Annotated in this window: 13 protein-coding genes; 7 read left to right on the plus strand and 6 right to left on the minus strand. The window is 43.0% G+C overall.

Annotation, left to right across the window (positions count from 1 at the left end):
• From guaA to OSCI_RS30545, 3 genes are all read right to left on the minus strand, one after another.
• Positions 1-1,548 (minus strand): glutamine-hydrolyzing GMP synthase, encoded by a 1,548-nt coding sequence (gene guaA / locus OSCI_RS03180; RefSeq protein ID WP_173401166.1) that lies wholly within the window; start codon positions 1,546-1,548, stop codon positions 1-3.
• Between the two features lie 187 nt (positions 1,549-1,735).
• The gene (cbiD, locus tag OSCI_RS03185; RefSeq protein ID WP_007353417.1) at positions 1,736-2,851 is read right to left on the minus strand and encodes a cobalt-precorrin-5B (C(1))-methyltransferase CbiD; all 1,116 of its coding nucleotides are present in this window, start codon (positions 2,849-2,851) and stop codon (positions 1,736-1,738) included.
• Positions 2,852-2,876: 25 nt separating this feature from the next.
• Complete coding sequence (locus OSCI_RS30545; protein ID WP_007353418.1) at positions 2,877-3,023, minus strand: hypothetical protein; 147 nt, start codon at positions 3,021-3,023, stop codon at positions 2,877-2,879.
• A 177-nt stretch (positions 3,024-3,200) separates the two neighbouring features.
• Between OSCI_RS30545 and tnpA the strand changes: the two genes are divergently transcribed.
• From tnpA to OSCI_RS03205, 4 genes are all read left to right on the plus strand, one after another.
• Complete coding sequence (tnpA, locus tag OSCI_RS03190) at positions 3,201-3,668, plus strand: IS200/IS605 family transposase (protein WP_007353419.1); 468 nt, start codon at positions 3,201-3,203, stop codon at positions 3,666-3,668.
• A gap of 9 nt (positions 3,669-3,677) precedes the next feature.
• A complete protein-coding gene (locus tag OSCI_RS03195) occupies positions 3,678-4,073 on the plus strand; it encodes a Uma2 family endonuclease (RefSeq protein WP_007353420.1) in 396 nt (131 codons plus the stop codon).
• A 197-nt stretch (positions 4,074-4,270) separates the two neighbouring features.
• A complete protein-coding gene (locus OSCI_RS03200; RefSeq protein ID WP_007353422.1) occupies positions 4,271-4,615 on the plus strand; it encodes a hypothetical protein in 345 nt (114 codons plus the stop codon).
• Positions 4,612-4,815: a hypothetical protein gene (locus tag OSCI_RS03205; protein WP_007353423.1), complete on the plus strand. Its 204-nt coding sequence runs from the start codon at positions 4,612-4,614 to the stop codon at positions 4,813-4,815. The genes OSCI_RS03200 and OSCI_RS03205 overlap by 4 nt, the downstream gene beginning before the upstream one ends.
• 58 nt (positions 4,816-4,873) lie before the next feature.
• Here OSCI_RS03205 and OSCI_RS03210 read toward each other — a convergent pair whose 3' ends face one another.
• Together OSCI_RS03210 and OSCI_RS03215 are read right to left on the minus strand one after the other, a co-directional pair.
• On the minus strand, positions 4,874-5,587 hold the full coding sequence (locus OSCI_RS03210; protein WP_007353424.1) for an RloB family protein: 714 nt from the start codon (positions 5,585-5,587) through the stop codon (positions 4,874-4,876).
• Positions 5,550-6,983, minus strand: coding sequence for an AAA family ATPase (locus OSCI_RS03215; protein ID WP_019486909.1), 1,434 nt, complete (start codon positions 6,981-6,983; stop codon positions 5,550-5,552). Before OSCI_RS03215 ends, OSCI_RS03210 begins: the two co-directional genes overlap by 38 nt.
• Before the next feature lie 127 nt (positions 6,984-7,110).
• On the opposite strand from OSCI_RS03215, the gene moaA reads away from it, so the two are divergent.
• Complete coding sequence (gene moaA, locus OSCI_RS03220; RefSeq protein ID WP_007353426.1) at positions 7,111-8,097, plus strand: GTP 3',8-cyclase MoaA; 987 nt, start codon at positions 7,111-7,113, stop codon at positions 8,095-8,097.
• 109 nt (positions 8,098-8,206) lie between these two features.
• On the opposite strand, the gene rpsD is transcribed toward moaA, so the two are convergent.
• Positions 8,207-8,815 (minus strand): 30S ribosomal protein S4, encoded by a 609-nt coding sequence (gene rpsD, locus OSCI_RS03225; protein ID WP_007353427.1) that lies wholly within the window; start codon positions 8,813-8,815, stop codon positions 8,207-8,209.
• 256 nt (positions 8,816-9,071) lie between these two features.
• Here rpsD and OSCI_RS03230 point away from each other — a divergent pair, with 256 nt between their 5' ends.
• Both OSCI_RS03230 and OSCI_RS03235 read left to right on the plus strand, forming a co-directional pair.
• Positions 9,072-9,455 carry a nuclear transport factor 2 family protein gene (locus OSCI_RS03230; protein WP_007353428.1) on the plus strand — a complete coding sequence of 128 codons (384 nt, stop codon included), beginning with the start codon at positions 9,072-9,074 and terminating at the stop codon, positions 9,453-9,455.
• 162 nt (positions 9,456-9,617) lie between these two features.
• A complete protein-coding gene (locus tag OSCI_RS03235; protein ID WP_007353429.1) occupies positions 9,618-10,250 on the plus strand; it encodes a hypothetical protein in 633 nt (210 codons plus the stop codon).
• The last annotated feature ends 15 nt before the right edge of the window (positions 10,251-10,265 follow it).

Genomic DNA, 10,265 nt, shown 5'->3' on the forward strand with positions numbered 1-10,265 from the left:
TTACTCCCATTCAATAGTTCCAGGCGGCTTAGAAGTAATATCATAAACCACGCGGTTAACTCCTTTAACCTCATTAACAATTCGATTTGAGACAGTTTCCAGAAAATCGTAAGGTACTCGTGCCCAATCAGCAGTCATCCCATCTTCACTCTTCACTAAACGCAAAACAATTGGGTAAGCATAAGTGCGTTGATCCCCCATAACGCCAACACTGCGGACTGGTAATAAAACCGCAAAAGCTTGCCAAAGTTCGCTATACATTCCCTGGCGATTAATCTCCTGGCGGACGATGAAATCAGCATCTCGCAAAATATTTAAACGTTCTGCTGTCACTTCTCCTAAAATGCGAATTGCTAAACCAGGGCCGGGGAAAGGATGGCGATTGACAATTTCTTCTGGTAATCCAATCGAACGACCGAGTTTTCGGACTTCATCTTTGAATAGTTTTCGCAAAGGTTCAATTAGCTTAAACCGCAAATCTTTAGGTAAACCACCGACGTTATGATGGCTCTTAATCTTAACAGCAACTCGCTCTCCTGTTTTTGGATCTACGTTAGTATCAGCAGATTCAATTACATCTGGATAAAGAGTACCTTGAGCGAGATAATCGAAGGGGCCCAGACGCTTAGATTCTTCTTCAAATACTTGGATAAATTCGTGGCCGATGTGCTTGCGTTTCACTTCTGGATCGGTAACACCTGCAATTTTAGCAAGGAAGCGATCGCGCGCATTTACATACTGCACGTCGATGTGGAACTGTTCGTGAAATAACTTTACTAACCTTTCTGGCTCATACTTTCGCATGAAACCCTGATCGATAAACATACAAGTCAATTGAGCGCCGATCGCTTTATGCAGCAAGAAGGCTAAAGTGGAAGAATCCACGCCGCCAGATAAAGCCAGCAAAACCCGTTTGTCTCCAACTCTGGCACGGATTTCGCGAATTGATTCCTCGACAAAAGCTTCTGTTGTCCAAGTCGGTTCGCAGTCGCAAATATGGTAGACAAAATTGCGAATTAAAGCTAAACCGCCAATGGAGTGAACTACTTCTGGGTGAAACTGAACGCCATAAAGCTTTTTATCGTAATTCGCGATCGCAGCACTAGGAGTATTATCCGTATGAGCGAGCACTTCAAACCCTGCGGGTAATTCAACGCAACTATCGCCGTGACTCATCCACATTGTTGCGCCATCTTCCACATTAGTCAGCAAGTCTGTAGGATCGTTAATTGATAGCGAAGCCTTGCCATATTCTGCTCGTTTGGCCCGTTCAACTTTCCCACCTAATTGCTTTACCATTAACTGCATTCCGTAGCAAACACCTAAAACTGGGATGCCCAAATTCCAGATTTCTGGATCGCAGTGGGGAGCCCCTTCGTCATAAACAGAACTAGGGCCACCAGAAAGGATAATTCCTTTAGGATTGAGAGTAGCTAACTGCTCTGCTGTAGTGCGGTAAGATATTACTTCTGAATAAACTTGAGTTTCGCGGATGCGACGAGCAATTAGCTCTGAATATTGCGAACCAAAGTCTAGAATTACTAGCATTTGGCGATTGACTTGCCCGATTTCAGGGTTGTCTGCGGGCGCTTCAGTTTGTATTTGGGAAGTCACGGTTAGTGTTTAATTGGTAGATGGTGATAGTTAATAGTTAACGGTTAACGGTTAACGGTTAACGGTTAACGGTTAACGGTTAATGGTTAACTGTTAACTTTTATGAGATATTTACATTAGATTAACAAATTTGAGACAAAAGTGTATCGCCCATTTCACTTTTGAGGATGATTTTGCGATCGCGACCGAAAAGTACCGAACCAATGGTAAGATGACGCTGGCAGTGAGTGAAGATATAGTCTGAGGATCTTTGGTCAATTTGAGAGGCGATCGCACCGTAAACCCGCTCTACCCAATTACTGCCCGTATTCTCATCCAAAGTTCGCAATTTTTGCAGTCCATCTTCCGCTGTAACGCAAGCAAAAATTTCTGTACAAACCGCAGCCGGTAGTCCCGAATTTACACAATAAGCCGTAAGTATTTCTCGCCGCCCATCAGCAAGATGATGGTGAGTGTGAAAAATTCCCCCCGCCAATTTCATCAATTTACCGTGATAACCAAATAGCAAAACTGACTTTAAGCCTTGCACTCCAGCCTCTACAAGCATTGGGCCCAACCAGTTAGCCGTTTTTACTAATCTTTCTGGGTTAACACCTAATTGAGTCGCTAAGTCTAAGCCGTTTTCGCCAATACAGAAGACTAAAGAATCAAAGAGATCGGCTTTTTTCTGCAATTCTGAGCGAAAATCATCTAATTGACCAGGAGCACTCAGCGGTTGAGAAATGCCCGTAGTACCGAGCAGAGAAAGTCCTTCCACAACGCCGAAAGCTTCGTTAGAGGTACGTGCAGCCAATTGGCGACCTTCGGGGAGAATAATAGTAACAGTAATTTTTTCTCCGGGTTGTAGCGATCGCCTTAAATTTTCCTGCAATAATTGCCGAGCATAGCTGTAAATCGCCGCCTCTCCCCCTTCTTGGCGATAACCTATCCCCTCACCGCCCACAATAATTATCTCCTCTTCCCCAGTTGCCAATTCCACCATCGCCCAAACGGGAGTATTGCGAGTGAGATCGAGATTATCTCCCGGATCGGAGCGAGTGACAGCCAAAGCCGTGCCTGGTTTGAGAAATGCTACCTGCTCTACGGGAATTTCTGCTGCGATCGCAGGTTCAATTAAATCTACTGATACGGTATCGACGGATGAAATATCTTTATGCAAATAGCGCAGCGCAGCCAGTGCAGCAGCACAGGCAAAAACTGGTAGTGTATATCCCGATCGAGGTTTAATATTTGTCACGGTTGGATTTAAAACTACGTACCGATTACGATCCTAGTCCGCGAAGGCGGACTTTGTTTGTGTAGCCGCGATTTCCAATCGCCGAAATTACGATCGCCGAAATTACGATCGCCCGATTTCCAATCGCCCGATTTCCAATCGCCCGATTTCCAATCGCCCGATTTCTAATCACCGAAATTACGATCGCCCGATTTCTAAATTGGGATACGATCGCTGGGGTATTATCATTAGGATATCATCGTTGCGATATCATCGCAGGCAAATCAATACCTCGGCGATTGAAATCGCGGCTACACAAACAAAACCCGCCTGCGCGGGTTGAAGAGAAATTTAGTATCTTGTAATAAATATGAGAGAAAATTTCACGCAGTTGTATCTCCATTATGTTTGGGGAACTTGGGATAGATTGCCTTTGATTACTCCCGATATTCAGCAAGCCATCTATGCAGCTATTATTGCAGAATGTAACAAGTTAGGCTGCACTGCGATCGCAGTTGGTGGGATAGAAGACCATGTTCACTTGCTAATAGGTTTTCCCTCAACTTTGGCAGTATCTGAAATAATTAAGCAAATTAAGGGCAGTTCTTCTCATGTAGTAACTCACAAACTTACACCAGGTGATTTTTTTAAATGGCAAGGCAGCTACGGGGCGTTTACCGTTAGTCGCGATGCGATCGACAGTGTAGCCAACTATATTAGAAATCAAGCTATTCACCATCGTCAACAATCAATGATTCCTGAGTGGGAATTAATTTCTCAACCTGTCTCCGTAGGTTCCAAGAATTCACTCGGCAATTGCAAATCATCCGGCGGTTGAAACCGCGTCTTGTCAGACAAAACCCGCCTGCGCGGGTTGAAGATTCCATTTTATTTAGTCCGCGAAGGCGGACTTCGTTTGTGTAGCCGCGATTTCCAATCGCCGGATTTCCAATCGCTCAGGATCTTGTCCAATGGTTTCCTAGAAGGTGCGCCCGATCTAGCTGTAGAAATTCTCTCTCCCAGTAATACGGTGGAAGAAATTGACCAAAAAATTGTAGATTATTTCGATAATGGTTCGCGTTTAGTTTGGGTGATTCATCCTAGACAAAAGTATGTTTTAGTGTATCGAAACGCGGAGGAACCAGATCGATTGCTCAAGTCAAATAATTCTTTAGATGGTGAAGAGATTGTCCCTGATTTTACTCTACCTATTGCCGATTTGTTTCAAAAACTTGCTTTTTGATATCTTACTTAAGAGAAGATAATATCAGATAAAGTGATTAGCTTCAATATGAATATTCTCAGAACTTACTCGCTGAACCAAAGAAACCGGGTTTTTTGCCGAATCTGCGGGTAAAAACGAAGTATTTTCGTAAAAACCCGGTTTCTGGGCCTTGATGCGATATACTAATAATTTGTCATCCTCCAAATTCAAGCTTCATGGCAAAATTACCAGATGAAACTATCAGCACTATTTTCAGATTACAACAGCGATTAGTCGCACTTCTCGATACAGCAACAGCAGCAGAATATACCCTCTTGCAGCAATTTGGCGAGACAGAAGAAACAATGCCTGAGTTAGAAGCAATTGATAATATCAAGGAACGCCTTAGAATTCCATACAACCGTTTGCACAGAATATTGCAACAGGTAGCAGAATCTCAACCAGCAGCGACAGCCGATATGCTAAAATTTTTGTATCGGACGATCGCAGAGACAGAAGCAGCAGCCGATGGCTCAAAAGCTAGTATTCAAGAAATTAAAAGGAGTTGGAATCTGCCATGAATCAACAGCCAAGAATACCCGATTTAGAGACAAGACAGCGAAATGTTGCTAGGATAAAAGAAGCTTGTCACCAGCTTGATATTGTCAATTTAAAATTAGATGAAATTCTCGCAATGTTAGAAGCTGATAACCGCCGTCAGCGACAGGAACGTTTAGATGGTAAATATCGGCGAGTGCAAGAAAAAATAGGAGAATCATAAATAATTGCCGATTTGTTTCAAAAACTTACTTTTCAATAACTTACTTAAGCTTATCTTCCTAAGAAGAGCTATAATACTTAATCCACTCTCTTAGGGCTTTTACAAGTAAATGGACTTTTGTACTGGGATTAGCTTGTATTGGTGGAACTCCGTTTTGTGCCTGTAAAAGAATTTCAGCCCGTTCAATTGCGTTTGATTCATTACCAAATTGGTTAATTTTTAGGACTATCTCTGTATCACCATGATCGTATACGAAACTAGACTCATTGGGATTTTTCCTTATAAGTTTTTCTAGACGAGTGTAAATATCCGATCTAGGAATAGGAGGATGTGAAGGCACTTCTTCTAGGTGTAGTAAAAACCAAAGCTCAAAAGCTTCATTGCTATATGCGATTTCAAATTTATTTGTTTTTGCTATTTCAAATGCTCGCTCAAAATTCTGTCTTGTAGTATCATTTTGGTGGGCATCATCTTTATCAAAAACAACCCAAACAGCATCATCTTTACCAAACTCTTTTTTAGATTCTTCTTGTAATTTAGCTTTTTCAATAATAGCTTTATTGACAACACCTAACGGTGATAACCCTGTACCTACCGGTCTTAGATACAATGTGTCATCAGGAAACAGAGCGACAAATTGTTGAAAATATTCTGGCTCAGTTTTTTCATCCTCACAAACAATTAAAAAAAAGTATTCGTAGCGCCTCAGTCTTTTTGGACGTTCAATTTTTTCTCTAGTTGTCTTTGGTTTTAACTTGCCTTTCCTTGCCATTGCTTTTTAATTGAACTGGATTAAAATTACCTAAAACTGGAATTGCGCCATATCTACCTTCAAAATATCTTTTTTCTTTATCTGTATCAGGTCTTTCTTTCTTAGATATTGTGTTCTTTTTTCCCCTATATATAAAATCAGATAAAGAATAAAATTCCGTTGATTCCCAGTGATTTTTCTCGGTGAAATATATCTGATCTCTTCTCAAATTAGCATAGGATAATAAATTAGTATCATGGGTAGCAAAAATCAATTGGGCATTATTAGGATTAGTCTGCTTATTTAAAAACATATTGATAGTATGAAGCGTCATTATCGGGTGCAATTTCCCTTCAATTTCATCAATTATTAATACGCCTCCATTCATTAAAACTGATAATACAGGGCCACTTAAATGAAAGGCTTTTTGAGTACCTGGAGATTCATTTTTATTCAATTCCCAAGTTTGGAATTTTCCAGTTTCTTCGCATTGACTGTCATAAACACGGTGTTTTGAAGAGAAAGTGTATTTTTTTGATCCTGTGAGTTCATTAATCAAAAAATTCTTAAATTCATCTGGTATTTGTTCTGGCAATGCTAATGGATCAAAATCTTGGTCTGCAACTTCTAAATCAACAATTCCAAAATTCAGGCTAGTAAAATATTCCTGAATCTTTTGACGATATTTTTGATCGTCCCAGAGACTAATAGTTGTAATTGCCTGATGCTCTGTCTTTAATCCGTCGATAATTATATATTTCTCGAACCAATGAAGAATATTTTTTGCTTCTTCAATATTTAACATATCGCAAGTAGATAAGAATAAAGCGTTGTCTCTTGTTGCTTCTATGGCAGCATCAATAGTCTTTGAAGAACCTTTGAAACCAGAAGAAACATCAATAATATCTTTACTTCTTTGAAATAAGTTGACTTCCCTTCCTATAGATTTTCTAAATAACCATTCTGAGACTATTTCATTTTGGTTAAACGCTACCCCATATCTGTATCTATCTTCTGCAATTAAAAAAACAATTTCCAAAAAAGTAGGTTTATTAATCCAATCTTCTCTGAGTAAAAAAGGGTCGTATGGTAACTTTGTTGTCGAAGAGAAGCGTGCAGAAAAATTAATTAATTTTCCTAGCATACTCATTGCTTTCAACAGGTTAGACTTTCCACTAGCGTTAGCACCATATATAGCCACAGCATTTAAAGCCTTATGCTTTCCTTTCTGAATTATATTTTCAGAATGCTCCTTTTGGTTTGAGGCAGGAACCAGGCTTAACACTTGTTCTTCACCTATTGACCTGTAGTTAGCGACTCTAAATTCTATCAACATTGCATTTTCAGGTGTTTTTTTGCAAAATAATATAGGTTCACTAACCTCAAGATAGCTAACTAGGATAATTTTGTCAATCAACCTGAACTTAAACTAGAAATTATTTTTTGTTACCAAGCAGCTTTACCCGCGACTCTGTAGCTGCGAGCTCTTGCCCCCACTAAAACTCACAGATCGGTCATAATTTAAGAATTATGAAGCCGACGATATGAACCAGGTAGATTATCTCCGCATAAGTCTGATCGATCGCTGCAACTTTCGGTGTCAATACTGTATGCCTGACAGCGCAGAGATTGACTATATTTTGCAGCAAGAATTGCTGACTCACCAGGAATTGCTGACTCTGCTGCGAGAGGTTTTTATTCCCGTAGGGTTTACCCGCTTTCGCTTAACTGGGGGCGAACCCCTGCTGCATCCAGGGGCGGTGGAATTAGTAAGGGCGATCGCCAGTCAGCCGGAAACTAAAGACCTCTCGATGACCACCAATGGGTTTTTACTCTCCCAAAAAGCCCAACCCCTTTACGATGCTGGCTTGCGGCGGATTAACATCAGCTTGGATTCCTTGGAACCTGAGACTTTTGACAAAATTGTTGGCAGTCGGGGACGTAGCCGCTGGCTGCAAGTTTGGGAAGGGATTCAAACCGCCTATCAGGTAGGATTTGACCCGCTGAAATTGAATGTGGTAGTAATGCCGGGGGTGAATGATGGTGAAGTGCTCGACTTAGCTGCTTTAAGTATCGATCGCCACTGGCACGTCCGGTTTATTGAGTTTATGCCCATCGGCAATAATCAGTTATTTGGCGATCGCGGTTGGATACCCTCAGCCGAATTACGGCAGCAAATTCGCGATCGTTGGGGCTTGACAGAATCGCAAGTTTGTGGTAATGGGCCCGCTGATGTATTTCAAATTCCCGGCGCGAAAGGGACATTAGGATTCATCAGTCAAATGTCAGAATGTTTTTGCGATCGCTGCAACCGAATGCGGCTTTCCGCCGACGGCTGGATTCGACCATGTTTGCTCAATGAAAGCGGTCAAATTGACCTGAAAACAGCGCTACGAGAAGGTGTTTCAACTCTTGAACTGCGCGATCGCCTTAGCGAATTACTAGCCCTCAAGCCAGAGATCAACTTCAAAGAGCGGAACTCTGGCGCAACGGGCGCTTATACCAGAACGATGTCACAAATTGGAGGGTAAAGCAATTTTAGATTTTAGATTTTAGATTTTTAGACTGCTAGCGGGATAGAAAAACTTCCAACTCCCAGTCAAACCCAATCGAAAATCCAAAATCCAAAATCCAAAATCGTTAAGCTTGGCGAGAATAGTATTCAACCACCAGCAGCTCATTAACTTGGAGAGCGATCCACTCGCGTTCCACAGTACCATTGACCTTGCCAACAAGTTTTTGCTTGTCAAACTCAAGGTGGCTAGGCAAGTGAGCCAAACCTGGATACTTGAGATTAGCCTCTACCAGTAGGCGCGATCGCTCCGTATTTTTGACAGCAACCACATCTCCCGGCTTGCACTGAAAACTAGCGATGTCCACCGTGCGATCGTTAACAGTCACATGGCCGTGATTCACCAGTTGCCGTGCAGCAGGAATAGTCGGAGCCATACCCATGCGGAAAACTGTATTATCCAAGCGCATTTCCAGCATTTGCAGCAGCACTTGGCCCGTAGAACCAGTTACTCGACGTGCTTTCCGCACGTAGCGCAGAAGTTGGCGCTCCGAAATCCCATAATTGAAACGGAGCTTTTGCTTTTCTTCCAGACGTACCGCATACTCTGAGCGCTTTTTGCGGTTTTGGCCGTGTTGGCCAGGAGGGTAAGCCCGTCTAGGTGACTTACGAGTCAGCCCTGGCAAATCTCCCAAGCGGCGGACTATTCTGAGGCGAGGGCCTCGATATCGAGACATTTAACTTCCTCTCTATATCTTTATGAAATTTTGCAAAGACTCTCTATTGTAGAATATTTTTGCACAAAACTCAACTATCTATTTTTATAGCAACCGCCAAGGCGGTTTAAGAGGGGCTAGGGGCTAGGGGCTAGGGGCTAGGGAAGACGGAAGAAGGGTTTAGAATCAGGGTTTTAAATTTAGAATGTCTTAACTGCCTTGGCAACTGCTATACCAGCAGCAATTCTCAGTTTGAAACCCTTACACTATACAACTTATGTCAGATCGACCTGCACTCCTAATCGAACTACTCCATGCAGCTTACGCAGCCTTCAACGCGCGAGACATTGACGCTGCCCTTGCCCTCATGACTCCCGACGTGGCTTGGCCCAAAGCGTTCAAAGGCGGTTTTGTTCGTGGGCCTGAAGAAGTTCGCGCTTACTGGACGGAGCAATGGAGCGAGATCGATCCGCACGTCGAGCCGGTTTCCTTTTACTCGGAGGAGAGCGGGCACATTTTGGTCGATGTGCATCAGGTCGTGCGTGACTTGGCGGGAGCAGTTCTTGTCGATGAGCGCGTAGGTCATCGATTCACCTTCGATCGCGGCTTGATTCAAGCTATGGAAGTCTGTCCACTTCCATCGTCCACCCCAGAGTCCTAACCAGTTCCAACTTCTCTGCCATCACAGCAATTCTGATTATGAAAAATCAACTGGAGTTGGGCGGCGTTACGTATTAAAGTCACGGGGTTTTCAACCGATTTCCTATAATCTTGGTGTGAGCCGAATTTTATCTACCTCTGCAAACAATAAACTCTATCTGCCATGCCATATTCTAAACTTTCCAGCTTTTCGAGCAAAATCTTCACTAGCATAGAACCCCGAAAAGCCCCGCGCTGGGCCTGTGTGGGAGCAACGACGCTAGCGGCTGCCAGCTTATTGAGTGCAGCTTTGCCAATGTCACCAGCCGAAGCGCTCAGTATTAATTGGGGATTTTTGAATCGGAATAAAAATTCCTACCGCATCTGCGCTCAAGAGATGGTTGCCGTCGGAGTTGTCCCGGAAGCAGCAGCCGCCGCTTGTGCCGCCGCACTCCATCCTAGAGATGTCTCTATGTGCGTTTCTCAAATTAATACCAAAACCAAAGTGGCGGCAATGGATGCACTATTTAACTGTAGGCGGGTGCGTCGTCCCAAGGAACTTGCAACTTGCGTGGTAGATATCAACTCAAAAGCTCAAGGAGCCCCCGTTGTCTCAGTCCTCGATCATTGTCGTCGTAGCTTATTGCCAGAGCGCTTTTCTCAATGTGTAGTTGGCTTGAGTAGCGAGCTCAAGTTTCCCACAGAACAGTTATTGGCCACCTGCATTGACGCAAGATACCAAATTGGCCAGTTTGAACCAAATGCTGTACCTCCTGTAACGGCTCCAGTTCAGCCTACGCCTTTACCCAGTCCGTAATACGGCAACCGCTAG

The sequence above is a fragment of the Kamptonema sp. PCC 6506 genome (assembly GCF_000180455.1).
Lineage (GTDB): Bacteria > Cyanobacteriota > Cyanobacteriia > Cyanobacteriales > Microcoleaceae > Kamptonema > Kamptonema formosum.

Bases quoted from the DNA above. Each gene is read 5' to 3' on its own strand.
- moaA (WP_007353426.1), top strand. From the start codon at position 7,111: ATGAACCAGGTAGATTATCTCCGCATAAGTCTGATCGATCGCTGCAAC.
- guaA (WP_173401166.1), bottom strand. From the start codon at position 1,548: ATGCTAGTAATTCTAGACTTTGGTTCGCAATATTCAGAGCTAATTGCT.
- tnpA (WP_007353419.1), top strand. From the start codon at position 3,201: ATGAGAGAAAATTTCACGCAGTTGTATCTCCATTATGTTTGGGGAACT.
- OSCI_RS03205 (WP_007353423.1), top strand. From the start codon at position 4,612: ATGAATCAACAGCCAAGAATACCCGATTTAGAGACAAGACAGCGAAAT.
- rpsD (WP_007353427.1), bottom strand. From the start codon at position 8,815: ATGTCTCGATATCGAGGCCCTCGCCTCAGAATAGTCCGCCGCTTGGGA.
- OSCI_RS03210 (WP_007353424.1), bottom strand. From the start codon at position 5,587: ATGGCAAGGAAAGGCAAGTTAAAACCAAAGACAACTAGAGAAAAAATT.
- OSCI_RS03235 (WP_007353429.1), top strand. From the start codon at position 9,618: ATGCCATATTCTAAACTTTCCAGCTTTTCGAGCAAAATCTTCACTAGC.
- OSCI_RS03230 (WP_007353428.1), top strand. From the start codon at position 9,072: ATGTCAGATCGACCTGCACTCCTAATCGAACTACTCCATGCAGCTTAC.
- OSCI_RS03200 (WP_007353422.1), top strand. From the start codon at position 4,271: ATGGCAAAATTACCAGATGAAACTATCAGCACTATTTTCAGATTACAA.